Source organism: Mesorhizobium sp. L-8-3 (assembly GCF_016756615.1).
Classification (GTDB): domain Bacteria; phylum Pseudomonadota; class Alphaproteobacteria; order Rhizobiales; family Rhizobiaceae.
This window is the reverse complement of sequence record NZ_AP023262.1, coordinates 3,306,617-3,331,075: the sequence shown is the minus strand read 5'-3', so window position 1 is coordinate 3,331,075 and position 24,459 is coordinate 3,306,617. Positions and strand designations below refer to the sequence as shown.

General features: G+C 65.1%; 21 protein-coding genes and 2 pseudogenes. 8 read left to right on the top strand and 15 right to left on the bottom strand.

Annotated elements, in window-relative coordinates:
* The first annotated feature begins 107 nt into the window (after positions 1 to 107).
* Positions 108 to 1,139 carry an NAD(P)/FAD-dependent oxidoreductase gene (locus tag JN302_RS15550; protein WP_202333488.1) on the top strand — a complete coding sequence of 344 codons (1,032 nt, stop codon included), beginning with the start codon at positions 108 to 110 and terminating at the stop codon, positions 1,137 to 1,139.
* Positions 1,140 to 1,307: 168 nt separating this feature from the next.
* Here JN302_RS15550 and JN302_RS15545 read toward each other — a convergent pair whose 3' ends face one another.
* Positions 1,308 to 2,006 carry a winged helix-turn-helix transcriptional regulator gene (locus JN302_RS15545; RefSeq protein ID WP_202313279.1) on the bottom strand — a complete coding sequence of 233 codons (699 nt, stop codon included), beginning with the start codon at positions 2,004 to 2,006 and terminating at the stop codon, positions 1,308 to 1,310.
* Positions 2,007 to 2,113: 107 nt separating this feature from the next.
* On the opposite strand from JN302_RS15545, the gene JN302_RS15540 reads away from it, so the two are divergent.
* Positions 2,114 to 3,526: an FAD-binding oxidoreductase gene (locus JN302_RS15540; RefSeq protein ID WP_244846384.1), complete on the top strand. Its 1,413-nt coding sequence runs from the start codon at positions 2,114 to 2,116 to the stop codon at positions 3,524 to 3,526.
* 444 nt (positions 3,527 to 3,970) lie between these two features.
* On the opposite strand, the gene JN302_RS15535 is transcribed toward JN302_RS15540, so the two are convergent.
* From JN302_RS15535 to JN302_RS15490, 10 genes are all read right to left on the bottom strand, one after another.
* A complete protein-coding gene (locus tag JN302_RS15535) occupies positions 3,971 to 4,528 on the bottom strand; it encodes a flavin reductase family protein (protein ID WP_244846381.1) in 558 nt (185 codons plus the stop codon).
* 56 nt (positions 4,529 to 4,584) lie between these two features.
* Complete coding sequence (locus JN302_RS15530; protein ID WP_202333485.1) at positions 4,585 to 5,811, bottom strand: acyl-CoA dehydrogenase family protein; 1,227 nt, start codon at positions 5,809 to 5,811, stop codon at positions 4,585 to 4,587.
* Between the two features lie 89 nt (positions 5,812 to 5,900).
* Entirely contained in the window at positions 5,901 to 6,680 is a 780-nt protein-coding gene (locus tag JN302_RS15525) for an alpha/beta fold hydrolase (protein ID WP_202334303.1), read from the bottom strand.
* A gap of 22 nt (positions 6,681 to 6,702) precedes the next feature.
* Positions 6,703 to 7,716, bottom strand: coding sequence for a zinc-dependent alcohol dehydrogenase (locus JN302_RS15520; RefSeq protein ID WP_202333484.1), 1,014 nt, complete (start codon positions 7,714 to 7,716; stop codon positions 6,703 to 6,705).
* Positions 7,713 to 8,768, bottom strand: a complete 1,056-nt coding sequence (locus JN302_RS15515) for a branched-chain amino acid ABC transporter permease (protein ID WP_244846380.1) — start codon at positions 8,766 to 8,768, stop codon at positions 7,713 to 7,715. Before JN302_RS15515 ends, JN302_RS15520 begins: the two co-directional genes overlap by 4 nt.
* 4 nt (positions 8,769 to 8,772) lie before the next feature.
* Complete coding sequence (locus JN302_RS15510; RefSeq protein WP_202333483.1) at positions 8,773 to 9,633, bottom strand: branched-chain amino acid ABC transporter permease; 861 nt, start codon at positions 9,631 to 9,633, stop codon at positions 8,773 to 8,775.
* A complete protein-coding gene (locus JN302_RS15505; RefSeq protein ID WP_202313272.1) occupies positions 9,620 to 10,351 on the bottom strand; it encodes an ABC transporter ATP-binding protein in 732 nt (243 codons plus the stop codon). Before JN302_RS15505 ends, JN302_RS15510 begins: the two co-directional genes overlap by 14 nt.
* The gene (locus JN302_RS15500) at positions 10,348 to 11,076 is read right to left on the bottom strand and encodes an ABC transporter ATP-binding protein (protein WP_202333482.1); all 729 of its coding nucleotides are present in this window, start codon (positions 11,074 to 11,076) and stop codon (positions 10,348 to 10,350) included. Before JN302_RS15500 ends, JN302_RS15505 begins: the two co-directional genes overlap by 4 nt.
* 15 nt (positions 11,077 to 11,091) lie before the next feature.
* Positions 11,092 to 12,393 (bottom strand): ABC transporter substrate-binding protein, encoded by a 1,302-nt coding sequence (locus JN302_RS15495; RefSeq protein ID WP_202313268.1) that lies wholly within the window; start codon positions 12,391 to 12,393, stop codon positions 11,092 to 11,094.
* Between the two features lie 67 nt (positions 12,394 to 12,460).
* On the bottom strand, positions 12,461 to 13,279 hold the full coding sequence (locus JN302_RS15490) for an SDR family NAD(P)-dependent oxidoreductase (RefSeq protein WP_202333481.1): 819 nt from the start codon (positions 13,277 to 13,279) through the stop codon (positions 12,461 to 12,463).
* Positions 13,280 to 13,611: 332 nt separating this feature from the next.
* Here JN302_RS15490 and JN302_RS15485 point away from each other — a divergent pair, with 332 nt between their 5' ends.
* Positions 13,612 to 15,234 (top strand): XylR N-terminal domain-containing protein, encoded by a 1,623-nt coding sequence (locus JN302_RS15485; RefSeq protein WP_202333480.1) that lies wholly within the window; start codon positions 13,612 to 13,614, stop codon positions 15,232 to 15,234.
* 363 nt (positions 15,235 to 15,597) lie between these two features.
* Here JN302_RS15485 and JN302_RS15480 read toward each other — a convergent pair whose 3' ends face one another.
* A complete protein-coding gene (locus JN302_RS15480; protein WP_202333479.1) occupies positions 15,598 to 16,035 on the bottom strand; it encodes a c-type cytochrome in 438 nt (145 codons plus the stop codon).
* A gap of 778 nt (positions 16,036 to 16,813) precedes the next feature.
* Between JN302_RS15480 and JN302_RS15475 the strand changes: the two genes are divergently transcribed.
* The 5 genes and pseudogenes from JN302_RS15475 (at position 16,814) to JN302_RS15460 (ending at position 20,118) form a co-directional block, all read left to right on the top strand.
* Positions 16,814 to 17,503, top strand: coding sequence for a hypothetical protein (locus tag JN302_RS15475; RefSeq protein WP_202333478.1), 690 nt, complete (start codon positions 16,814 to 16,816; stop codon positions 17,501 to 17,503).
* A 113-nt stretch (positions 17,504 to 17,616) separates the two neighbouring features.
* Entirely contained in the window at positions 17,617 to 17,823 is a 207-nt protein-coding gene (locus JN302_RS15470; RefSeq protein ID WP_202333477.1) for a hypothetical protein, read from the top strand.
* A 110-nt stretch (positions 17,824 to 17,933) separates the two neighbouring features.
* Positions 17,934 to 18,671, top strand: a pseudogene (locus tag JN302_RS15465) (IS110 family transposase); the annotation flags it as partial.
* Positions 18,672 to 18,704: 33 nt separating this feature from the next.
* Positions 18,705 to 18,856 (top strand): annotated as a pseudogene (locus tag JN302_RS39140) (recombinase family protein); the annotation flags it as partial.
* Between the two features lie 59 nt (positions 18,857 to 18,915).
* On the top strand, positions 18,916 to 20,118 hold the full coding sequence (locus JN302_RS15460; RefSeq protein ID WP_202310163.1) for an IS256 family transposase: 1,203 nt from the start codon (positions 18,916 to 18,918) through the stop codon (positions 20,116 to 20,118).
* A 112-nt stretch (positions 20,119 to 20,230) separates the two neighbouring features.
* On the opposite strand, the gene JN302_RS15455 is transcribed toward JN302_RS15460, so the two are convergent.
* Genes JN302_RS15455 through JN302_RS15445 form a run of 3 tightly spaced genes read right to left on the bottom strand, consistent with a single transcriptional unit; the run spans position 20,231 to position 24,340 of the window.
* Positions 20,231 to 21,286, bottom strand: coding sequence for a lipocalin-like domain-containing protein (locus tag JN302_RS15455; RefSeq protein ID WP_202333476.1), 1,056 nt, complete (start codon positions 21,284 to 21,286; stop codon positions 20,231 to 20,233).
* Positions 21,276 to 23,684 (bottom strand): FtsX-like permease family protein, encoded by a 2,409-nt coding sequence (locus tag JN302_RS15450; RefSeq protein WP_202334301.1) that lies wholly within the window; start codon positions 23,682 to 23,684, stop codon positions 21,276 to 21,278. Before JN302_RS15450 ends, JN302_RS15455 begins: the two co-directional genes overlap by 11 nt.
* A complete protein-coding gene (locus tag JN302_RS15445; protein WP_202333475.1) occupies positions 23,684 to 24,340 on the bottom strand; it encodes an ABC transporter ATP-binding protein in 657 nt (218 codons plus the stop codon). Before JN302_RS15445 ends, JN302_RS15450 begins: the two co-directional genes overlap by 1 nt.
* Positions 24,341 to 24,459 lie beyond the last annotated feature (119 nt).

Here is a 24,459-nt window from a genome sequence, read left to right as displayed (position 1 = left end):
GCGGGGTCTGCGGCCGTTGCGACCTCCTGGAGAGTTGGCGGCCCGCCGGCTATGGTGATGGAGGCTGCCTTCCACTCCACACGCCAGACTCATTGGTTGGGGGATACATGAAAACCGGACCGCGTGTCGTCATAGTGGGTGGTGGCATTCTGGGTGCCTCTGCGGCCTGGCACCTGGCGCGAGCGGGCGCCGAGGTGACGGTGCTGGAAAAGCGACCGGAGGCTGCCGCGGGTGTCACGCGCTGGTCTTATGGTTGGGTCGGCACGAGCAGTGGGTTGCCATCCAGTGATCCCGCCTGTTTCTCCCTGGAAATGGAGGCTGTGCGCGAATTTGCGCGGCTGGCAGACGAACTGGGTCCCTTGCCGATCGCGGCCCGGGGCGCTGTCGTTTGGCGCGACATCGACGAGGAAACGGCAGAACTGGTTGCGGAGCAGCAAGCCGCGGGCGTGCGCATGGAATTGCTGGACCGCGCGCAGATCGCCGAACTCGAGCCTCGCCTGGCCGCGCCCCCGGCGCTCGCCGCCTGGGCGCCTGACGATTTTGCAGTGGAGCCGGCCGACTTGACCCGCCAGCTTCTCGCGGGAGCCCGGGCCGCCGGAGCGCTGCTTCGATGCTCGGTCGCAGTCGAAGCCGTCGAGATGCGCGGAGGGCGCGTCGCCGGCGTCCATGCCGAGGGCGAGATTGTTGCCGCCGATACGGTGGTCCTAGCCAATGCAGGCGCAGCCCTTCCGCTCGTGGCGTCACTTGGGATCACGCTGCCGATCAGCGAAGCTCCGGCGGTGCTGATGCGCTTCGCGTCCGATGCGGGGCTGGCGCGCCATCTCCTCTACGATGGAGAACTGGAGCTTCGCCCGGGCCTCTCGGGCGGCCTGGTCTCGGCCGCCGATTATCCTGAAGAGGGAGAGGCGGGACTTCTCCCGCTTGCGAAGCGAACGGCCGCGAAGATCGCCAGCCTGTTTGCGCCGTGTCCGGAACCGCGCCTGCTTTCCGTCACCGGCGCGTTTCGCCCCATGACCGGCGACGGCTTGCCCCTCCGGAAGTTTCTTCCTGAGGTCGAGGGGCTCTACGTGCTGGTCGCCCACCCCGGGGTGATCCTGGCGCCGCGCCTCGGCAGGCTCGCGGCGCACGACATCGTTTGAGCCGAGCCGCTGGAGATGACGGATCGACCCGATTCTGTCATCTTCGATCATCGAGCCAATGACAAAGTACTGGAGGTCTTGGGACGTTCGCCGAACTATTGTGAATTTCAGGCGAGTGGTTTGGTTCGGCAGCGGTGCGGTGCCGCAATGAAGGCGGCATCCGGGATGTCAGCCAGCGGGGTTCGTGGCGATGCGGGAGACAGGCGTGATGTGGGCGAACATGCTGCGGGCGTTCCAGGTCGGGAAGGCTCTTGCCAGCGACAGGTCGCCGTGGAGCTGGATACGGTCCTCGCGGATGGCCTGGGCCCAACTAAGCTGGCCGGCGTGCCATTTGACGAAGGCTTCGGCTTCCGCCGTGATGTAGAGGTCCTCGTCGAAGCCAGGATATGTCTTGCAGATCTCGGTGTCTCCAAGCTCGATGAGTAGCCAATAGCGCTCACGGCGCGGGCGGCCGGTGAAGTCGAAGCGGATGACGACGCGTCGCTCCGGGAGCCGGTCCCGGCGGAGCGCGTTGCACATCGACCACAGGGCCACAAAGGGGTCGAGGTGCTGGGGGGCGATCTCCAGCCAACGAGCACCCCACTCGCCGAGCGACTGGCAGACCGTGAAGAGGTCGTGGCCCGCCGACGTGAGTTCGTAGTGGTGCCCGCGCCCGTCGGGCTTGGGCGCCGACTCGACGACGCCGATCCATTCGAGCTGCTTAAGTCGCTGGGAGAGCAGCGTACGGGACAGTCCGGGCGCGCCCTCCAGGATCTCACTGAAGCTTCCGCAGCCGAGATACAGGTTTCGGATGATCAGCGGTGTCCAGCGCTCGGCGAAAATCTCGGCGCCGCGGGCGATGGGGCAGTACTGGCCGTACGTCCTCATGACGCCAGTGTCCCACACTCGCCGTCGGCTTTGAAGTCCAGATTCTTGACTATACGGCGGCGGGCCTCCGTGGTCCGATGTGGCCGTCGAAAAAGGAGGACACGGTGATGACTCCGATAATCGTGGAAGTCGGCCACGGGACCAAGGGGCCGACCGTCGTGGAGATCGACGGGTTCCGAGGCCGGCTGATCAGTGCCGGCCACGCCGATTACGACAGCGCCCGTGCAGTCTGGAACGGTGCCATCGACCGGCGCCCGCGCCTGATCGCCCGATGCATCGGGGCTGCCGACGTGGTCGCGGCGGTGCGTTTTGCCCGCGACAACGATCTGGAGATCGCCATACGGGGCGGAGGCCACAACGTGGCGGGCACCGCCATTTGCGACGACGGGATCGTCATTGACCTCTCACCGATGCGGGGCGTGCGGGTCGACCCCGCCGACCGTAGCGCCTGGGTGCAGGGTGGTGCGCTTTGGAGCGACGTCGACCGCGAGACGCAGGCGCACGGTCTGGCCACCACCGGCGGAATCGTGAGCCACACCGGTGTCGCCGGTCTCACCCTCGGCGGTGGCGTCGGCTGGCTGATGCGCAAGCACGGCCTTACAGTCGACAACCTGCTCGCCGTCGAGGTCGTAACGGCCGACGGCGATCTGCTGCGAGCGTCCGAGGACGAGCACCCCGATCTGTTCTGGGCGTTGCGAGGCGGCGGCGGCAACTTCGGCGTGGTCACCTCTTTCGAGTTCCGCCTCCACTCCGTCGGTCCCACCGTTCTGGCGGGGCCTATCCTCTGGGACGCGACCGACGCCGGGGAGATCCTGCGCTTCTATCGCGACTTCATCCGCGACGCTCCCGACGAACTCGGCACGGTCGTGAGGTTCGGCGCCGCGCCGCCGCTGCCGGTCATCCCCGAGAATCTGCACTGGCGCCCTGTGGTGATGGTGGGCAGCTGCTACGCCGGACCGATCGAGGATGGCGAGCAGGCGCTCCGCCCGCTCCGTGCGTCCCGCACTCCCCTCCTCGACCTGGTCGGGCCCACGCCTTACGCGGAATTCCAAAGCGCGATCGACTCGACTGTCGTGCACGGTTGGAACTACTACTGGAAGTCCACCCACCTCCCCGAACTCCGCGACGACCTCATCGACGAGATCGCCGGGCATGCATTCTCCTGTTCGTCGCCGCGGTCGTACGTGGCGATGTTCCATCTGAAGGGAGCGGTGAGCCGGGTGGCCGAGGGCAAGACGGCGTTCGGGAACCGCCAGGCGTCGCACGCAATCACCCTCGACGCAGTGTGGCGGCCAGGCGAGGACTTCGGCTACCGGGACATTGCCTGGACGAGGGGATTCTTCGCAGCCCTCGGACGCTTCCGGGAAGGCGTCTACGTCAACTTCCTCGGCGGCGACGAAGACCCGGACCGGGTCCGCGAGGCGTATGGCGACTCCGTCTACGACCGGCTGGCGGACGTGAAGGCCACCTACGACCCTGACAACATCTTCCACCACAACCAGAACATCCGTCCGGTCTGAGTGACGGTGTGGTCGGTTCCCATGGCGCAGGCGATGTTTGATAGATGCGGGGTGGTGTTGGATGGGGGCGACGCTGTCGGAGGCGTCCGAGCGGGTGCACAACAGGGTGCCAGGGCTGCGCTTTCCGCCCGGACCGGCGCTTGAACAACGCCCTGAGCGCGACAAGGAGTGACGCCGGCCGCCGGAAAAGGCAGGCAATTGTCGCTTCTGAAGCGGTCCGGCAGCGCAAAAACGTCCTTCAGGGGAGCCTCGGGTGCGCGGCGGAGCTTCCGGGCAGATTGGCGTTGGCTTCTGGAAGGCAAGACTGAACTCCTGGGCGCTTGGCACCGGGCGCGGCGTCTTCGATACGGCACAAGCGGCTTTGCCGAACAGAGATTGCCGGGGCGATTGCGGCCGTAAGACCCTCGACGATCAAGTCGTGCCTCGGCTGAACACGATGATCCGTCAGAACGTTGCCGAATCGGATGGCCACAGCATGAGCGGCGCCCTGACCACATCGGCGAGCGGACGCAGCCCATGCCAGGCACGATTGGCGTAGACCAGCGTCTCGTCCTCTTCCGGCTCGCGGTCGCCGGCGGAAACCGACAGAAATTCGGCGGTGACGACCAATGCGCCCGGCGCGGCGAGCCGCCCGCGAAGCGCGGCGCGGAACCGCAAATCCATCTGCGGATAGCAGGGCTCCCCCGTCGCGAGGCGCGTCCACGACACCTCGGGACCGAAGCGGTCGGTGCCGCTCGTGGCGCAGAGCCTGGCAAGCTGCATGTTCCCTCGCCGGACAAAATGCACGACGACCGTCTCGCACCGCGCCAGGGCCTTCGCGCTGGACGACGCTTCGGACAGCGAGAACGCGACCGTCGGTGGCTCGACGCCGACGGAGATCAGCGAACTGATGGTGAGCGCGACCGGGCCGTCGCCCGGATCGCCGGTGATGATCGCAGCGCCCGCCGGGTGGTGGCGGAAAGCGGCGAGGAATGCCTTGGCTGTCGCCGCGGCGGAATCCATTGCATCGCTTTCCCGGGCCGCCGAGGCGGCCCGTTCCTGCCGGTTCGGGCGCATTGTCACTTCTTCTCGATAAGATCGTAGAACTGCCAAGTGCGGTCGCTCCATAGGCCGCCGATGTCGCGGCCGGCTGCGCTTACGATATTGGGATTGATCGTGAAGTGGTTGGCTGCCGTCAGCATCTCCCGATAGATCCGCTGCATGATGCCTCTTCTCAGCGAAGCGCCGCCGGCCGCGCGATAGACGAAATGACAGGCGTCGACGCCGGCTTCGTGCACCTCGGACTTGGCCAGGTGAATGAGGCTGATCTGCCGTGTCGAAGCGCGGTTGCCGCTTTCGATCGAGGCCTCGACATCGCGCCAGACCTCGAACAGGAAGGCGCGGGCCGCGCGCACCCGCACCTCGGCGCGGCCGAAGTCGAACCAGAACTTGTCGCTTTCGCCGAGCAGGCCGGAACGCCCGGTCTTGCCGCGCGCGAATTTGGCGATCTCATCCAGGATGCGGCGCGATGCGCCGATCGCCCAGCCGGAGTGACCGATGGCCGCGAGACCGACGACGCCGAGACTGAAGAACTCCTTCAGGCGCTCCGGCTGCGCCGTCAGGATAGGGAACACCATGTCGTCGGGGATGAACACATCTTTTGCGCCATAGTCGATGCTGCCCGTCGCGTGGAGGCCCAGCACATCCCAGTTGCCCAGGAGCTCGTGCTTTTCGACCGGGGCGTGGGCGCACAGCACGATCACATCGCCGTTCTCATCCTTGGCCGGCTGTCCGGTGCCGTCGTCGAGAAGGGCCGCGGAGTGGGTGAACGTGGCGTGATGGATGCCGCTCGCATAGGACCATTTGCCGTTGAGCAGGTAACCGCCGTCGACCTTCTTCAGCATGCCGGTGGGCGTGCCCTGTCCGGAGAAGCGGTTCTCCGTGCCCGGCGCATAGAGGTCGGCGATCGCGCTGTCGGGCAGGAACGCCGCCGACATCGCACCGATGCAGGCGTGCACCATCGACACCCAGCCGGCGCCGCCGCTGTGATAGGTGATGGCTTCGATCAGCTCCAGCCCTTGTGTCGGAGAGAGCTGTGCCCCGCCGATCTTCTCTTCGGCGAAGATGTGCGACATGCGCAGCGGCTTCAACGCGGCGAAGGTGGCCTCGTTCAGCCGGCCGAGCCTGTCGTTCTCCTCCGCATTCTCTTCGAGGATCGGACCGATCTTGCGCACATGTTCCAGCAGGGACGCGAAATCGGTCTTCGTTCCCCAGTAGCCCTGTCCCGGTCGCATCGTCATGTTCATGGCATTCTCCTCCTTGGGATATCTGTTCCTTGGGTATCTGGCCGCGCGGCGCCCGCCGCCTCCGGTCGGTAACGATCGATTGCCGGCGACTAGCCCACCAGGAAGTCGCCGATCGCGGTCACCGTCCGGGGATCTTCCTGCATGGCAAAATGCCCGACGCCGGGAATGACCAGCGCACGGGCGTTCGGAATCTTTTCCACCCAGATCGGCGTCTGCGACGCCGGCAGCAGGCGGTCCCTGTCGCCCCAGACGACCAGCGTCTCGTTGGGGATCCGGCTCAGCCAGCGGCCGAGATTGGGATGACCCATGCCGTGGACCGTCAGGATCCGCTCGAGGGCCTTGCCCTCCTTGTCGCGGGCGGCGACGAATTCCTCGAGCGGCGGGCAGTGCGATCCGCCGGGAAAGTAGCGCAGCGCCACATCCACATTGTGGGCGAGGTATCCGGGGAGCGCCTCGGGGCCAACGGCGGCGAGGTCCGTGGCGGGATGGTCCGGATGGTTCAGCCCCGCCGGCGCGTTGAGCACCAGCCGCCCGAAGCGCTCGCCCGTAACGGCTGCCATTTCGGCGGCCATCCAGCCACCCATCGAGTGGCCGACCAGATGCGGGCGGTCGAGGCCGAGTGCTGCGACCAGGCGCAGATTGTGGACGATCATGTCCTGCATGCCCGCGATGTGCGGCGCCGCGGCGCTCTCGCCGAACCCCGGATGGAACGGCAGATAGACGCGGAAGCGGTCGGCCAGGCCGCGCGCCCACTCATGCCCTTCGAGGGTGGCTGCGCCATGCAGCGCCAGCACGGCCGGCCCACTGCCGATCGCTTTCACCGCCGTGCGCACGCCATCGATGTCGAAGACCAGCGTTTCGAAATCCATCATGTCCTCCCATATCAGCCGATCAGCCGGCGTCGGCCGCGATCAGAACCTTGCATTGGGTCGTGCGGCGCCTGAGCGCCTCGAAGGTCTCCGGAACCTCTCCGAAGCCGATCCGTCCGGTGATGAGCGCCTGCGGCCGGAACTTTCCGGGGCCGAGCGCTTCGAGAGCCATCTCGAATTCGGACATCCCGAAGAAGGCGGCGAAGACGACCCGGATTTCTTTCGAAAGCGCCGCGAAGGGATCCCATTCGTCGCCGCCGACGCACAGGCCCACCCCGACGACGGTCCCATGCACCCGCACGAGCCGGCACGCGAAGTCGATCAGCCCCCGCTTGCCCACGCATTCGAAGACGATATCGGGCAGCACCCCCGTCTGATCCTGGAATTCGGCCGCGAGACCGGGGCCGGAAAGGGCGAATCCCGTGGCGCCTATCGCCAACGCCCTCCCCTCCTGGTGACGGTTGATGTCGGCGACGACGACGTGCCGGGCGCCAAGCCGCCGCGCCCAGAACGCGACGAGCAGCCCGATCGGCCCGGCGCCGAGGACGAGCACGGTATCCCCCGGCTCGAGCCCCGAGCGCATGACCGCGTGGAGGCCGACTGCGACCGGCTCGGCCAGCGCACCTTCCACCAGCGGCAGGTCGTCTGGAAGCGCGCGACACTGGCGCGCGGCAACGGTTGCGAATTCGGCGTAACCACCGCCGATCAGCCGCATGTCGGGGCACCAGGCTGGCTCGCCGCGGCGGCAACTGTCACATCGGCCGCAGCCGCGCATAGGTGCGACAGCCACGCGGTCGCCGGGCTGCAGGCCATTGACCTCGTTGCCGCAGCGCACGACCTCGCCGGCGAACTCGTGACCGAGCACGAAACCTTCGCCGACCCCGAAGGTCGTGGGATCTTCGGTCATGTGCAGGTCCGATCCGCAGATGCCGCATGCCGCGATCCGGATCAGCACCTCGTCCTCGGCCGGTTCGGGGATGCCGAGGTCGCCTATGCGCAGCGGCCGGCCTGCGCCTTCGAAGACAGCTGCCTTCATCGCCGATCCTCCATGAGCGTGCGTCGCGTCGGGAACCACGGGGCGTCGACCAGCCTGCAGATCAGGCCCCAGACCCCGCCCCGCGCGAACAGCGCCATGAACAAGGTGAGAAGGCCGAGCACGACGAGATAGGTGGCCCCGTATTCGCCGAACCATCTGTCGGCGAAGAAATAGATGAGCGCGCCGATCAGCACCCCTTCCAGGGATCCCAGTCCGCCGACCATCACGATGAAGATCGAAATGTTCGCCCAGTTCGGGTCGTAGGCCGAGGGCGGCGTTATGCGCAGTTGCGCCATGAAGTAGATGGCGCCGGCAAGCCCGGTGCCGGCAGCCGCGCCGATCCAGATGAGAAAGCGCAGTCGCCCGACATTGACGCCCTGGCTTGCCGCCGCGACGGGATTGTCGCGGATGGCGGTCAGCGCCAGGCCGTAGCGCGAGCGCAGCAGCAGATAGCTGCCGCCGAAGGTGACGAGCAGCATCAGCGCCGTCAGCAAGGACACGCCGATCGCACGCTCGTCGGCGGAGTAGCTGGTCATCACGCGCAGGCTCATCCCGGCGCCGGCATTGACGTAGGTGAAGACGGAGGTGGCGAGCCGCATCACCTCGGCGATCACCCATGTGCCGATCGCGAAGTAGGGTCCGTCGAGCCGGTGCAGCAGGCCATAGGTGGGGATCGCCAACACCACCGGGGCGATCAGGCACAGAAGCACCGCCGCGAATGGATTGATCCCTAAGAGCTGGGCGAGCACGAACATCAAGTAAGCGGCGACGCCGACGAAGGCCTGCTGCCCGACGGAGACCAGCCCGGCATAGCCGGCGAGCAGGTTCCACATCTGCGCCACCGCGATGTAGCAGCAGAGCTCGACCACGCTCCGGATCAGGCCCTGGCTCGCCCACCAGGGCATCGATACGATGGTGATCAGGACGCCGACGCCGATCAGCATCGCGATCATGCCCGAAGTCGTCTGCCGCTGGACGCCGACCGACGGCATCTCCGCCGCGTCGACAGGGGCGGCCACAAGCGCCTCTTTCACCACGAGCGCCTCTTTCACGGTCTCATTCCTTCCCCAGCAGGCCTTGCGGTCGCAAGGCGAGAACAATCAGGAAAACGAGATGCCCGGCGAGAATGCCGAAGCCCGGATCGATGCGGAATCCGACGGACTGGCTGACGCCGAGCACCATCGCCCCGATGAAAGCCCCCCAGATCGAGCCCATGCCGCCGATGATCACGGCTTCGAAGGCATAGATCAGCTGGAACGGCCCGTCGGCGGGAGCGACGGTCGCCCGCATCGACTGGAACACCGCGGCGAAGCCGAGGATCGCGACCGCCACCGCTGTCGCTCCGGCATAGACCCTCTTTGGGTTCACGCCGGTCATGGCCGCAGCATCGACGTCGGCAGCGGCCGCGCGCAGCGAGCGGCCGAATTTGCTGTATCGCAGAGCGGCATCGAGACCGCCCGTCAAGACCGTCGCCGTGACGAGGACGATGACCGGCAGCACGCCGACGAACAGCGGGCCGATCTGGACGGAGGCCTGCGCGATGTCGCTCGCTCCTCCAAGCGAGCGGGTATCGGCCGACCAGACCTGCAGCATGGCGTTCTGCAGCGCCACCGACAGGCCGAACGTGGCGATCAGCGATGGCAAGGGATCGGAGCCGACCACCCGGTTCAGGACGACACGCTGCAGGAGCAGGCCAAGGACAGCGCCAAGCGCCACGAGTATCACCAGCACCGTCCATGGCCCGAGCGAGAACGTTACCGCAAGGCTGATCCCGATCAGGGCCAGCAGGATCATCAGGTCGCCATGGGTGATGTTGACGATCCGCATCACCCCGAACATCAGCGCCATGCCGAGTGCGTACTGGGCGTAGAGACCGCCGAGCAATATGCCCTGCACGAGCCCGTCAAGCCACTGCATGGGACGCTCCGAAATAGGCTTCGCCGATCGCCTCCCGGCGGATCTCCTTGGAGCGGCCCGTCAGGGTGATACGGCCCTCGAGCATGCAGTAGAGCCTGTCCGAGGCGGACTGGGCGAGCCCGACATCCTGCTCGACCAGCACGATGGCGGTTCCGTTCCGCGAGATCGACGGGATGGACTGGTAGATCTCGCGCACGACCTTGGGCGCGAGCCCGAGGCTGATCTCGTCGCACAGGAGCAGGCGGGGCTGGTTGAGCAGCGCCCGGCCGATCGCCACCATCTGCTGTTGTCCGCCCGACAGCGACTGCACCAGCGTGGACCGCTTCTCCCCCAGGATCGGGAACAGGCCGAACACCCGCTCCAGTGTCCAGCCTCCCTCGCGCAGGCTGGAGGCGGCATGGTCGATGGCCACCCGCAGATTGTCCTCCACCGACATGCCGGTGAACAGGCGGCGGCCTTCGGGCACGATGGCGACACCATCCGCCACCATTCGATGCGGCTGTGCCCCGCCGACGTGGCGCCCGTCGAGGCGCACCATCTCGGGCGCGACCCGCAGCAGCCCGATGATCGACCTGAGCAGCGTCGACTTGCCGGCGCCGTTGGCTCCGATCAGCGCCACGACCTCGCCCGCGGCGATCTCGAAATCCACTCCATGGAGCGCCTGGAAGTCCCCGTAGCGGGCGACAAGGCCATGCGTGGAGAGCAATGCCGCACTCATGCCTCGATACCCATGTACACGCGCCTGACCTCGGCACTGTTGACGACGTCCTGCGGCTTGCCCTCGGCGATCTTCTCGCCGAAGTTCAGCACCATCATCCGGTCGGCAACGGCAAGCACGGCATGCAGGACGTGCTCGATCCAGACGATGGTCACACCGCGGTCGCGGATGCGCCGGATCAGGCCGACCAGCGCCTTGCCCTCCTCGTCGGTCAGGCCGCCGGCGATCTCGTCCAGAAGCAGGAGCTTGGGATTGGAGGCCAGCGCGCGCGCCAGCTCCAGCCGCTTGCGGTCGAGCAGCGTCAGCGAGCCTGCCGAGCGGTTGGCCTTGTCGCGCAGTTCGCAGTCGCGCAGGATTTGCGAACACGACGCGTAGCTCGCGGTTTCGGACCGCTCGCCGCCAAAAGAGGCGGCGACGAGCAGGTTCTCGAATGTCGTCAGCCCGACATAGGGACGCGGGATCTGGTAGGTGCGGCCGATTCCCATCTGGCAGCGACGGTAGGGCGGCTGACGGCCAAGCGGATGACCGGCAAAGACGAGCTCGCCCCGGTCGACCCTGTGATCGCCGCTGATCAGATTGAACAGCGTCGTCTTCCCCGCCCCGTTCGGACCGAGTATGCCCAGAACTTCGCCTGCGCGGACCTCGAAGCTGACGTCGTGGAGCACGCGCACCGCTCCGAACGACTTGCTCAGCTCCCGCGCTTCGAGCAATGCGCTGCCGACCATCCTCCTTCCCCGGCCTTATGCCGACCAGGGCATGAGTTTCATCTTCTGTTCGGGCTCGAAGAGCTTGTTGACGCTGTTGTCCACGATCTTCAGATCGTAGGGCCAATTCTCTCCCGTCACCCACTGCCCTCCGAAGATTGGCGTCGTGGAGACGTTGGCGTGCGGACCTTTGGCGAAATTGACGTTGCCGATCAGCGTGTCGAGATTGGTGGCCACGATCGCCTCGAGATTGGCTGCGCGGTCGAGCGGGTTGGCTGACCGCTTCAGCACGTCGAGCGCCACTTCCCAGATGGCGTGGCTGTAGCCCAGCGGCTGCGTCCACTGCTTCTTGGTCTCGCTTTCCCACAGATCGGCAATATCTCGGCTGGCCTGGCCGGTCAGGGTCGACTTGAACGGGAAGGCCGGCGTCCACCAGACTTCCGACGACATGCCGTCGCCGAGCGGCCCCAGCGCCTGGATGCCGGACGGGAAGAGCAGCGCGGCCGCGACCGTCATGGCCTTCGGCTTGTAGCCTTGCTGGGCGCACTGGTTGACGAAGGTCTTGAAGTCGGCCGGATAGGTAATGCCGCCCACGATGTCGCAGCCCGCCTCCTTGAAAGCGTTGATCTGGGCCGTGTAGTCGTTGGTGCGCGGCTGGAAGAAACCGGGCACCACGATCTCGAAGCCGGCCTTCTGCGTGGGCGCCGGCAGGCCGTAGTCATTGTTGCCCCAGGTCTCGCCATCGGCGTTCTGCGGGAACAGCATACCCACCTTGCGGTTCGTCTCGATGGTGTCCCACAGGCCGACGAAGGTGTTCAGCGCCTCGTCCAGACCCCAGAAGAAGTGGTAGGTCCACTTGAACGGCTTGTCCTTGCCGCCGCGCGGGAAGATGATCGCCTGCCACGGCGCCCCGGTGGAGATGCACGGGCATTCGTAGAGTTCCGCCTGGTCCGCCGCCGGGCTCACCGTGTCGGTCGTCGATGCCGGCAGAAGCAGGTGCACCTCTTCGTTCAGGATGAGGTCCCCTGACACTTGCGCCGCCTTGTTGGGATCGGACTGGCCGTCACGAACCAGGATCTCGACATCGTAGCGCCCCGTCGAGGTTTCGAGCCCGTCCTTCAGCAACTCTTTGATCTTGCCGACTGCCCAGCCGTCGGTTTCGCCAAACAGTGCGAGCGGGCCGGTGGACGGGGTGACGAAACCCACCTTGATCGTGCCCGCGGTCTGGGCGCGCGCCACCATCGGCCTGCCGAGCGTCGAGGCGGCAAGACCCGCACCCAATCCCTTCAGAACCGTCCGGCGCGACGGCCGTGCGGAATGATCCTTCAGTTTCAACATGATTTCCTCCCTTGATTATTGTCTTCTCGTCCCCGGGGCGCCGAACCTCCCTGGCGCCTCGATGCCGCTATCTGAATCGGAGCATCGACCCCCCATCGATCACGATCTGGCTGCCGGTCATGTAGGATGAGCAGGGCGATGCGAGGTAAAGCGCGAGGCCCTTGATATCCTCGGTGTCGCCGATCCGGCCGATCAGGGATTGCCCCTCGAAGGCCCGACGGTCGGCTGGGATCTTCAGACGCCCGCCCGCGATGTTGGTCATGAAGGGCCCGGGCGAGATGCAGTTTATCAGGATGCCGTAGGCGCCGAGCTCCATCGCCATCTGGCGGACGAAGTGGTCCACGCCTGCCTTGGCCGGCATGTAGGGCGTGCCGACGATCGCCTCGTTGATCTGTGCGGCGATCGACGAGGTGACGATGATGCGGCCGCCACCGCTGTACTTCATGTGGCGCGCCGCATGCTTGACGGTCGTGTAGACGGAGGTGAGGTTGACCTCGATCACCTGATCCCAGTGGTGGTCGTCGAGCGCGTCGATGGCGCCCTCCGGAAGCCGCTGCCCCTCGGTCGACAGGAACCCGGGCCCGGCGTCGATGCCGGCATTGGCAAAGACCACGTCGATGCGTCCATGCCGGTCCGCCACCGTGTCGAATGCCGCCGCCATCCGGCCGCGGTCGGCCACGTCCAGGGCTTGGCCCCAGACATCGCCGCCGCGGGCCACCATCCCGGTGACGACCGCTTCGAGACCTTTTGCGTCTATGTCGAAGATGCAGACGCGCGCGCCGTTATCCGCCATCACCTCGGCGTAGGCACGTCCGATGCCGCTCGCGCCACCGGTCACGATGACCGACTTGCCTCGTACATCGAACATCTCATGCAACGTCGGCATGCTTCCTCCCATGTTGCGGCAGCCGCAGCGCTCACACCGTCGGACCGGCAAGCCCGTCGTCGAATGAGCGTCGCTTCCTCCCGGCGGCACCATGTGCGGATTAGGGGATCAAGTCCGACATCTCTGTCAAATCAGCAACGCGATGGAAGCTGCAGGACTTGTCATATCTGCCAAATCGTCTTTATAATTCAGTATGATATCGCCAGATCATGAAGTTACTGTGCGCACAGCGTACAAGCCTTCTTCATGAAATGCTGACAGCGGCTTGACGATTTGATGAAAAGCCTGAACTGTTCCGATCGTCGCGGATGGAAGTCGGAGAGGGACACGGCATGAAGGCACCGCTTGAGCCGTCGAAGCTGCTCGATCGCGGCAAGCCGACGGTTCGCGAGCTGCTCTCCAGCCTGGTCTTCAATCCCGTCGACGGCACGATACGCCTCAACGGCGACCGCATCGTCATGCAACGCGCCGCCGTCGGCGTGGAACTCCGCCGCGAGTTGACCCGTCTGCTGGGCCCGCAGGAGGCGCGCGTGTTCCTGATGCGGCTGGGCTTCCTTTCAGGGCAGGCCGACGCGCGCTTCGTGCGGACGAACTGGCCGAATGTCGACATCGGGGATGCCTTCACGGCGGGCACGCGCCTGCACACGTTCAGCGGCGTGGTCAGGGTCGAGACCGTCTACAACGACTTCGACTTCCGGAAGAAGCGCTTCTCGGCGGAGTTCCTCTGGCATGACAGCGTCGAGGCTGCCGAATTCCGGCGTCGGCACCGGACGACGGAGCCGGCCTGCTGGACCCAACTCGGCTATGCCTGCGGCTATGCCAGCGAATTCTTCGACACTCTCATCATCTACAAGGAGGTGGAGTGCGCCGCCCAGGGGCACCGCCACTGCAAGGTCGTCGGCAAGCCGGCCGACGTCTGGGGGCCGGGCGACCCGGAAGTGATCCTCTTTCGCGAACGCATCATGGCGCCACAAGAAGGCAGCCTCTCCGAGCCGCTGCGGAGGGTCGCCGCCCGCACCGCCGAGAGCGCCCTTTCCGAACTCGACCGACTGGTCCTCGCGCCGGTGCGGGCCGAACTCGACAGGCTGGCGCCGATGGCGCTTCCCGTCATGATCACCGGCTCGCCCGGCACCGGCCGGAGCCGCGCGGCGCGCTATCTTCACCGCGCCTCCGGCGGATCCGGAACCGAGCCGCGTCATGTGTTCGGCAATCGGGTCGACCTCGACCTCTGCGCCGAGATTGCGCGGCGCGGCAAGGGAGGACGCCGGGGGCCCGGCAGCGAAACGGTATTGATCGATGCCGCGGAGCAGATCCCGTCAGACGTCCAGCCCCATCTCGCCCGCGCTATCGAGGATGGGATGGTGGTCGGCGGGCCGCGCATTGTGGCGCTTGTCGGCTATGATCCGTCCTCCGGCCCATTGGGGCCGCCGCCCTTGTCCTCCGAACTGTGGTACGCGCTGTCGGCGCTCGCCGTGCGCATGCCCACGCTCGGCGAGCGCGAAGGCCAGCGCCTTGCCATTGCTCGGACATTGCTTCCGGTGCTGGCAGCCAGGATGGGCATCGAGCCGCCGCGCCTCGACGGTCCGGCGGGCAAAGCAATCGAGCGGGCGACTTGGCCGGGGAACCTTCGGCAAATGCGGACGGTGCTCAGCGCCGTGCTCGCCGCGCACCGCGACGGCCAAGCCGTTTCACGCGCCGAAATCGAGGCGCAGTTGCTCCGCTTTCCGTTCACTGCCATGGCGGCTGGCGACGATCCGCAATCCAGGCTGCGACCGCTGGTCGACCAACTGCTGGCCGAGGGAGATTTCTCCCTGTCGGAGCTGGAGCGGTCGGCCTACAAGGCGGCGGTCGACCGGGCGCGCGGAAACCTGTCCGCCGCGGCGCGCCTCCTCGGCCTCACGCGAGCCCAACTCGCCTATCGCCTCGGCGCCGGCGGCGGCCCGGCCGCCGTCTGACGGATCAAGAAGCTGATGGCGACAGCGTTGGCACGCGCGCAATGCTCCGGATGGTTTTCCTGACAGACCTTGAACGTCGCCTGCGATCCCAACACTGCGGAAGGCCCGTATCAAGGACTGACGTGGTTGCGCGAATTGCAGTCATGCGTCATGGCCGCATCTTCCGCGACCGGCGCACCTGCAATCTCGAATGGACTTTCACCGACGAAGGACAAGCTGGACATTGGGGTAACGTCGCCAAAAGCATGACGCCAGCCTATCGATCCCCTAGCCGCGAGGTCGATCCCGCTGATCACAACAAGCCGACTGCCCCGGCACCACGGCGGCAACGGACAGTTTCCTACTCAGCCCTTTGGCCAGAGGCTACTCTTTCTTAAGGCGGAAGGTCTCGTGGCATTCGGCGCAAGTATGCCCGATCGTGCCAAGCTGCTGCTTCAGCGCCTCGAGATCCGGGGCCGGGGCCGCGACTGCCGCAGCGGTAACGACCTTGAACTTGTCCACCATCGCCTGGAACCCGGCCATGTCTTCCCAGATTTTCGGGGAGGCAAATGTATCGCCCTTGTCGCTGCCGGCGGGGAACGACGCGGCGACGTCGATCTTCTGGACATTGTCGTTGAGCGCTGTCAAAGCAGCCAAGACTGCCGCGGCGTCGAATGGCGCCTCGCCTTCGACCATCTTCACAAGTACGCCGACGTGCTTTCCATTCTCTTTCATGACCGCCCGGCGATCCGCGATCGGGTCGGCCAATGCAGCTGTTCCGGCGAGCGCGAGGGCTGAGATGGCGAGTACGAGCTTTCTCATGAAGTTCCTCCAGGTTGATGAGTCTAAGGAAAGATGGGGTCCAGGACGCTAACGGCGGCATTGGAGTAGAAATTCCCGCCGTTTGCGTTCACGCTCTTGTGAGTTTCCGCTGCGGTCAGGATCGCGAAAGTTACCGGACCCGAAGCGGCCATGCGCATAGCGGCCCACATCTGTTGAGACCGTGAGCGGCATTCGCCTTCGGTCGCTCCGCTCCCTATCAGGAGATCACATCATCAATCCCGCGCCAACGGCGCCGACGTCAAGGCTGCCTCCCGGGCGGCAGAGCGGTGGTATCGACGCAGCCCGCCCAGTTGCGTCACCGTCTCCTGCTCGCCTATTCCGAGATTGTTGAGCTTCTGCGCCATCGGTCCGGCTTGTCGTAACGCAGACGAGGCTGCGGCTTCGGCCTCTTCTCTGCGCTGTCCACGCGGTTCGTCGGGCATCCTCCCAGTTCGCGAGAACCCCATCGCAAATTTCAACGACGTCAGCGGCGACGTTAACAGCCTGTCTCCCCACGCCTTCCCAATTGGTTTGCGCATCCGGTCGCCGCTGGTGACGCCAAGAGCTCGGCCCCGTCAAACGCAGAGGCTGTCCGCGCTAATTCGGCACGAAATCATACTTTAGTATGGACTCGGTGCGCTCAATCACGCATGTTTAAGTTCTCGGCGGTCGAAGTGACGCACTGCCGATGCTGGGGGGAGTTCAGCCCACAAATTGGGGAGGTTGTCGCATGTCTTGCGATAGTCACCGGCATTATCTTGTGCCCAGCGACATGGCGATGATCGAACGTGTTCTCGCTCATCCCGACCTCCGACAATCATCAGACAACATCGCGCTTAGGTGCGGTGCAGCCAAGTTCCTGATCGGCAAGTTTCAGGAGGGGATGACCGAGGAAGGTGCTCTGACCGTGGCGCTTGATCGGTATCTGCGGATATTGCGGGCTTGGCGGTCAAGACCGTATCGGATTGACGGCTCCTCACATGCGCAGGACTGGCACCGTGGCCGGCGTTACGCCTCCATGGTTACAAGGCCGGCAGGGGACCGACAAAAGAGTGCCTCTGACATGGTTGTCTCCGATCTGCTCGGCGCTGCGAATGAGCTCGGGAGGCTGACCGATTTTCAGCGGGCAAAGCTGTTGCAACGTGCGGCCGCTTGCATCGACGACTGCCGCAAGCAGTTCAGTTCTCCCGATGTCCGAACCATTGATCTGGATGGATGCGACATTGCTTTCGACCTTGCGGCTATGGCCAGCGCAATCGATTTGTTTGATGCCAAAGAGATATCCAAGAGGATGCGCCAAGCAGCAGCGACCATCGGCATGCTACAGGAGCGGCGAGATCAAACGCACCCAGAGCAGGGAGAGGTTAGGGTGGCCGCTAGGCTGACGCTCGGGCGTATCTGGCGCGTCTTTAAAGATTGGGCACTGTGGGTCGAGCAAGTGAAACGGCGGCCCACAGCGGCGCTTTGATAAAGGTGAAATCGGAGGAGGTTCTAGGCATCGCACTGTCGCCGCAGCATTAAGCACGGTCTCGGTCTCGCGTCCCTTACTGCTGCCTGAGTTCGCGTTTTTCGGAGGAGAAGATGGCTAATCCGCGTGAAGCAACGCTCGAAGAGCTCTTAATCGACCCGGTTATTTTGAAAGTCATGGCGAGCGACGGCGTCCGTGCCGACGATATCCGGCAGTTGACAAGGCTGGTTAATTTCCGAATGCTTCTCCGCCGCGACGCCAGCCGTGCCGTCAGGGCAGTTGGAACACCATCCGACTCGTTCCAGAGGCTATCGGCGTGAAGCTAGACCACATGTTCGCCTGAGGTAGGGCGACCCGTCTCACAGTATGCAGGTTATCGAGGGTTGCGCTGGATATCCCGGCGCCGAGCCTCATGCATAGGAGACGGGCCATGGACGAGCATATCACCTACGTCGGTTTGGATGTTCACAAGGAGACGATTTCGGTCGCTCTGGCAGTTGGAGGCAGGCGCGGAGAGGTTCGCGAACACGGGCAGATATCGAATACGCCTGCGGCATTGACGCGCCTTTTGAGCAGGCTCTCCCAGCCGGGAGCGGTGCTGCGGTTCTGCTACGAGGCCGGACCGTGCGGCTACGGCATTCAGCGGCAACTGACCGCGGCGGGGCACGATTGTGAGGTGGTCGCGCGGTCGCTGATCCCTCGCAAGCCGGGAGATCGGATCAAGACGGACCGTCGGGACGCCATCAATCTGGCGAAGCTGCATCGGGCCGGCGAACTGACGCCCGTATGGATTCCCGACCTTACCCATGAGGCAATGCGCGATCTGGTTCGCGCACGCCTGGCCGCGGTTCGTAGCTTGCGGCAGGCCCGCCAGCAGCTCTCCGGATTTCTGTTGCGTCACGGATTCCACTACAATCGTGCCGCCTGGACGCAGATGCACCGCCGCTGGGTGGCTGGGCTGCGATTCGAGTAGCCCGCCCACCACATCGTCCTGGAAGACTGTATGTCAACGATCGAAGCCGCAACGGCCCGTCGTGATCGGCTGACGGCACAGATCGAGACCATGCTCGTGGACTGGGTGTTGGCGCCGGTGGTCCACGCCCTGCAAGCGCTTCGCGGAATGGCCCTTGTGACGGCCGCGACCGTGATCGCGGAACTCGGCGACATACAGTCTTTGCGCTGATGTGAAAATGTCCTGTCCATTGTGGCCAAGCTCGATCGGCTCTCACGCGACGTAGCTTTCATTGCCGGGCTGATGGTTCAGCGCGTTCCCTTCATCGTGGCCGAACTCGGGGCAGATGCTGATCCGTTATGCTTCACTTGTACGCGGCGCTGGCCGAGAAGGAGCGGCGACGGGAGTGTCGAAAATTTTGTGCGTGAGGCCATGATGATGGAAAGGAGAGAATCATCACATGGCTATCGAGAAAGAACTGCTGGATCAGCTGCTTGCCGGTCGTGATCCGAGGGATTTGTTTGCCAAGGACGGTCTGCTCGACGACCTGAAGAAGGCGCTTTCGGAGCGCATTCTGAACGCCGAGCTCGACGAGCACCTGGCGGACGAAGGTGCCGACGGCAACGCCAATCGCCGCAACGGGCATTCGAAGAAGACGGTGCTGACGGGGACGTCACAGATGACGCTGGCGATCCCGCGCGACCGGGCCGGCACCTTTGATCCGAAGCTGGTCGCCAAGTACCAGCGGCGGTTTCCCGACTTCGACGACAAGATCATCTCGATGTATGCGCGCGGCATGACGGTGCGCGAGATCCGCGGCCATCTGGAGGAGCTCTACGGCATCGAGGTCTCGCCGGACCTGATCTCGGCGGTCACCGACGCGGTGCTGGAGGAGGTCGCCGAATGGCAGAACCGGCCGCTGGACGCGGTCTATCCCGTCGTCTTCTTCGATGCCATTCGGGTCAAGATCCGCGACGAGGGCTTCGTGCGCAACAAGGCGGTCTACATCGCGCTCGGCATCCTGCCCGACGGCACCAAGGAGGTCATGGGCATCTGGATCGAACAGACCGAGGGCGCCAAGTTCTGGCTGCGCGTCATGAACGAGTTGAAGAACCGCGGCGTCGGCGACGTCCTGATCGCCGTCGTCGACGGGCTGAAGGGCTTTCCCGAGGCGATCAACGCCGTCTTTCCCCAGACCGTGGTGCAGACCTGCATTGTGCACCTGATCCGCCATTCCCTGGAGTTCGTGTCGTGGAAGGACCGCAAGGCGGTCGTGCCGGCGCTCAGGGCGATCTACCGGGCCATGGACGCCGAGGCCGGCCTGCAGGCCCTGGAGGCGTTCGAGGCCGGTCACTGGGGCCAGCGCTACCCGGCGATCGCCCAGAGCTGGCGGCGCAATTGGCAACAGGTCATTCCGTTCTTTGCTTTCCCTGAGGGCGTGCGCCGCATCATCTACACCACAAACGCCATCGAGGCGCTCAACTCCAAGCTGCGGCGCGCCGTCCGAACCCGGGGCCATTTCCCCAATGACGACGCCGCCATGAAGCTGCTATATCTGGTTCTGAACCACGCGGCCGAGGAATGGAAACGACCGCCGCGCGAGTGGTTCGAGGCCAAGACCCAATTCGCCATTGTCTTCGGCGAACGGTTCGTCGGTCGGTGACGAAAACGGGCCTCGCGCACAGAATTCCTGACAGTCCCGCGGCGACTGATTTCCGAGCACAACCAATATCTCAACCGTCGCAGTCTCGCGATCGAGCGGCGTGCTCCACCAGTCACTCATAGCCAGTCATCTCGAGATAGCCGCGCCCGGCATGGCTGCCCTCAAATCGGATCGGGCCTTCCCAATAGGGAAAGCGTGTGTTCATCCAGGCTTGCGGGTTTAACGCCCGCGTGGTCACAGCCACCCCTTTTTCCGACAATTCCACCCGCCAGCGAATCGGCACGCTCCGGCCCGCGACTGCCGCCGTTTCGAGCGGCGTCACCTTGAGTGCGCCGGGGGCCTGCGGCTCCGGCGTGCCGTCGGCGCTGATCCATGTGGCCGACGTAAATCCCGCGCCTTCATCGCGCAGCCGAAAGCCCATCATCTTTTCGCCGCTGTCGAAATGGAGCGAGAACCAGTCCCACCCGGTCTGCTCCTCGGCCAGCGGTTGCGAGGACCATTCGTGATCCAGCCACGCCTTCCCGGTCACGGCAATCGCGCCCTCTGGAAGCGTTAGCGTGCCGGTCACGTGGTAGAACGGTTGCGAGTAGTAAAAGCTCGCCTGCCCCTTGCCGGATTTCACCGAATAGCCCTGCACCCCGTGCGGCACCAGCTGGCCTTTGGCGTCCAGCGCCAGTTCGTAGGAGAACGCCTGCCCCGCCGCGCGCAGATCGAGCGCCGACAGCGCATCGGCTTCTGGCGCGGCCCGACCTGCCATCTGCCAGTTGTCGATCCAGGCCGCAAAAGGTGCAGCCGTAACCCCCGCCTGGCCGATGCCGCCCCGGGCCAGCCGTTCGGCCGCGAATTGCTGCGTTCGCGTCGTCACCCCGGCATGGCCCATCCAAAGCTGCGGACTGGACCAGCCGGCCCTTTCCTCCGGAGCCAAGGCGGATCGGAACAGGGTCCATTGCAGGCCATAGTCCGTTCCATCCGCGGCTTGCAGGTTTGCAGTCAGATACCACCACTCGATCCGATAACCGGGGTGCGCGCCGTGGTCCGCAGGGAAGTTCAATGCTGTCCCCGGCTGGGGCACTGAAAACCCTTCAGCCTCTGTGCCAAGCCCGGCAAACCCCTGTCCGGAAGCAGGTGCGGCCAAGCACAGGCAGATCAGCAATGCCCTAACGCTCATTTGCAAACACCTTCAGCAAATCCGCTGGGGATATACGCGCCAGTCGCCATGCAGGCACGGCCGCCGCGAGTCCGGCCGCCAGCAGCGCGAGCGCCCCCAGCCTCACCCAGTCACCAGGAAAAAGGTGCATCGGCAGACGCCAGCCAAAAGCCTCGACATTCACCTCAGCCAGCAGAACAAAGGCCAGCCCGATACCTACAGGCAGAGCGGCCAGCATGGTCAAGGCTGCCAACAGCAAGCCGCGCCAAAGCTCCAGCCATGCGAGCTGGCGGTGGGTCAGACCCATCGCCCAGACCGGTGCCAGTTGCGGACGGCGCATCCCCGACAGGGTCATGAGGCCCGCAAACATCGCCAGCCCCGCGACTCCCAGCGTCAGCACGCTCAGCGCGGCTGTCACGTTGAATGTGCGTTCGAACACCTTGAGCGAAAAGGCCTTGATCCCGGCCTGATCAATCACGTTCTGCCTAGGCAGTCCGAACTCAATCCGCAAAGCCGCGGCCAGTGCTTCGGCCTTGCCGGGGGCAACCCGAATGGCATAGCGCAGGCGGGAAACATCAGGGTAGTGCTGGGCCAGTGTGTCGATCCCGATGATCACCTGGCCCATCGGGTTGCCATAGTCGGAATAGACGCCAACAATGCTGGCCCGCCAGCCACCGGGCAGCGTGATCTGGTCCCTCAGACCCAACCCTTTGCGCCGCGACAGTTGTTCGTTGATCAGTGCGCCCTCGCCTGTGGCGATCCGGTCCCAGACCTGTGGAACGGCAGACAGCAGCGGCCAGTTGTCGCGATAGGTGGCATGATCGGCCACGCCGTATATTTCCGCGGGCTGGCCTGCGACGCGGCCCTCAATGCTCGAGATCGGCAGGACCGCGTCACTCCGCGGGGCCAGCCAATCGTGTATCGCCGTGGCCTCTGCTTCGGTGCGGGCAGCCACGTAAAGCTCAGAGGCGAGACGCTGATCGAGCCAGCCCATGAAGGTCAGCCGGAAACTCGACACCATGGTGCCCACGCCCACATTGGCCGCCAGCGCAAGCAGCAGCGCCATTAGCGCCAATGACAGGCCGGGAAGCTGCTGGCGGATATCGGCCCAAAACCATTCGGCCAGCGGTCCGCGCGCAAGACGGCCGCCAAGGTGAAGAAGTCCCGTGAGCACGAGCGGCAGCGCCAGCGCAGCCCCCAATAGCATCGCCCCCAGAAGCGCAAAACCCGCCACGAGGCCGGAACAAAAAAGCGCGATCCCGCCCGCCGTCAACAGAAGTACCATCGCCGCCACACCCTGCCAGAGCAGCGCCCGCTCCGAGGCGCGGGCCCAGGCACGGGGCTGGGCGGGCGCAAGCAGCGGCAAGTGCCATACCCGCCAGAGGCCTTGTGCGGCCGCCGCCAGCGTGCCGATCACGGCGATGGCCAGCCCCGCCGCCCACACTGCGGGCCGGATCGCCAGCGTTCCCGGCACGTCGGCCCCGTAAAGTCCGCGCAGGGTGGCGGCTACATCGGGCAAAAGGGCCGAGGCGACCAGATAGCCAAGCGCCACCCCCATCAGCCCAGCGACGAGGGCGAAGATCAGCAACTCGGTGATCAGCAAAAGGGTCAGTACGCGGACTGGCAAGCCCAGCGCGCGCAACGTGCGAAAAACCGAGCGGCGCTGTTCAAAAGCCAGACCGATGGCGGAATGCACGATGAAGAGCCCCACGGCAAAGGCAAGAAAACCGAAAGCCGTCAGGTTCAGATGAAAACTGTCGGTCAGCCGGGCAAGATCCCCGGTCTCACTCGGCTCGCGCAGGGTCAGGCCAGGGGCTACCAACTTGAGAGGGGCACGACCCATCGGCTGGTCCGGCCAGAGCAGAAGACGAGAGATCTCGTCCTTTGCCCCAAGCAGGGCTTGCGCCTGCCCGATATCGGTGATGACTGTACCGGGAGGCAACTCCTCGGCGACGCGCACAGGCGGCGTCGCTTGCCCAGCCAGTTGGGCCGCGGTTTCCGGAGCTGCATAGAGCGCACCGGGCGCCGTGATGAACGGCAACAGCCCGCCGCCCGCCGCCATATCCACCTGCTGCGCCTGCGGTGGCAAAGTCAGCGGGTCGATTCCAAAGATACGCAACCGCACGCCGCCAAACCGCATGTCCCCATCGATCACCGGCGAAACCAGCCAGCCTGCGCGCCGCAGTGTGACAAACACCTGCTGATCCATGCGGGCACCATCCTCACGCATCAGTTGCGCGAGCCGGTCCTGCCCGAGGATCGCCGCCGCGCGGTCATAACTCGCCCTCGCCTCACCATTGATCGCCTGAACCGCCGACCACAGCGCCGTTGCCAGCGACAGGCCCAAGAGCAGCATCGCCAGTTGCACAGGCCGCCTGCGCCAATGCGACAAGAGCGCTGACATCCCGGTCCCCACCATCACGCCAGCCGTCCCGCGTGCAGGTGAGCGCAGGCGTCCAGCCGCGTTGCCAGACGGTTGGAATGGGTAACCATCAACAGCGCGGCACCCGTTTCAGCCACCAGCGACAGCATCAGGTCGAGCACGGAGTCCCCTGTTGCCTCGTCGAGATTGCCCGTGGGCTCATCGGCCAGAACCAGCCGCGGCCGGGCGGCCAAGGTCCGCCCGATCGCCACCCGCTGTTGTTGCCCGGCCGACAGTTGTTCAGGGTAGCGCGTCAGGACCTCGGCCAGGCCCAGCCGTTCAGCAAGGACCTTCAGCCACGCCGGATCAAATTGGCCGGCAAGTCGAGCCTGAAAGGCAAGGTTGGCCGCCACATCAAGCGAGGGGATCAGGTTGAACTGCTGGAACACAAGTCCGACTGTCCTCCGCCGCAATGCGGCAAGGGCCGTATCGCTCAGCCCCACGATATTCTTACCGCCAAGGTGGATTTCTCCCGCATCAGGGCTGTCGAGCCCTGCAACGAGATGCAGGAGCGTGCTCTTGCCACTGCCAGACTCGCCGGTAAGCGCAAGGCTCTTGCCCGCTTCCAGCGAAAGATCGATCCCGTGCAGCACCTGCAACGGCCCCTCGACCGTGGGGTAGGACTTGTCGACCTGGTGCAGCCTCAGCAGCATGTTAACTCCCGAAGGTCCGCGTGCATCTAGCACGGCATGCCGGTGAAATCGTGCCGAACAACGACCCCGCTGATAAAGTCTCCTTACTTCTCTCCGCGGTCGCTTCTATGTGAGTAAGG

Coding starts and splice junctions, on each gene's coding strand:
- JN302_RS15540 (WP_244846384.1), top strand. CDS start 2,114: ATGACTCCGATAATCGTGGAAGTCGGCCACGGGACCAAGGGGCCGACC.
- JN302_RS15460 (WP_202310163.1), top strand. CDS start 18,916: ATGGCTATCGAGAAAGAACTGCTGGATCAGCTGCTTGCCGGTCGTGAT.
- JN302_RS15525 (WP_202334303.1), bottom strand. CDS start 6,680: ATGGATTTCGAAACGCTGGTCTTCGACATCGATGGCGTGCGCACGGCG.
- JN302_RS15505 (WP_202313272.1), bottom strand. CDS start 10,351: ATGAGTGCGGCATTGCTCTCCACGCATGGCCTTGTCGCCCGCTACGGG.
- JN302_RS15475 (WP_202333478.1), top strand. CDS start 16,814: ATGATCGAACGTGTTCTCGCTCATCCCGACCTCCGACAATCATCAGAC.
- JN302_RS15485 (WP_202333480.1), top strand. CDS start 13,612: ATGAAGGCACCGCTTGAGCCGTCGAAGCTGCTCGATCGCGGCAAGCCG.
- JN302_RS15535 (WP_244846381.1), bottom strand. CDS start 4,528: ATGGATTCCGCCGCGGCGACAGCCAAGGCATTCCTCGCCGCTTTCCGC.
- JN302_RS15445 (WP_202333475.1), bottom strand. CDS start 24,340: ATGCTGCTGAGGCTGCACCAGGTCGACAAGTCCTACCCCACGGTCGAG.
- JN302_RS15470 (WP_202333477.1), top strand. CDS start 17,617: ATGGCTAATCCGCGTGAAGCAACGCTCGAAGAGCTCTTAATCGACCCG.
- JN302_RS15545 (WP_202313279.1), bottom strand. CDS start 2,006: ATGAGGACGTACGGCCAGTACTGCCCCATCGCCCGCGGCGCCGAGATT.
- JN302_RS15495 (WP_202313268.1), bottom strand. CDS start 12,393: ATGTTGAAACTGAAGGATCATTCCGCACGGCCGTCGCGCCGGACGGTT.
- JN302_RS15510 (WP_202333483.1), bottom strand. CDS start 9,633: ATGCAGTGGCTTGACGGGCTCGTGCAGGGCATATTGCTCGGCGGTCTC.
- JN302_RS15530 (WP_202333485.1), bottom strand. CDS start 5,811: ATGAACATGACGATGCGACCGGGACAGGGCTACTGGGGAACGAAGACC.
- JN302_RS15490 (WP_202333481.1), bottom strand. CDS start 13,279: ATGCCGACGTTGCATGAGATGTTCGATGTACGAGGCAAGTCGGTCATC.
- JN302_RS15520 (WP_202333484.1), bottom strand. CDS start 7,716: ATGAAGGCAGCTGTCTTCGAAGGCGCAGGCCGGCCGCTGCGCATAGGC.
- JN302_RS15550 (WP_202333488.1), top strand. CDS start 108: ATGAAAACCGGACCGCGTGTCGTCATAGTGGGTGGTGGCATTCTGGGT.
- JN302_RS15480 (WP_202333479.1), bottom strand. CDS start 16,035: ATGAGAAAGCTCGTACTCGCCATCTCAGCCCTCGCGCTCGCCGGAACA.
- JN302_RS15450 (WP_202334301.1), bottom strand. CDS start 23,684: ATGGTGGGGACCGGGATGTCAGCGCTCTTGTCGCATTGGCGCAGGCGG.
- JN302_RS15455 (WP_202333476.1), bottom strand. CDS start 21,286: ATGAGCGTTAGGGCATTGCTGATCTGCCTGTGCTTGGCCGCACCTGCT.
- JN302_RS15500 (WP_202333482.1), bottom strand. CDS start 11,076: ATGGTCGGCAGCGCATTGCTCGAAGCGCGGGAGCTGAGCAAGTCGTTC.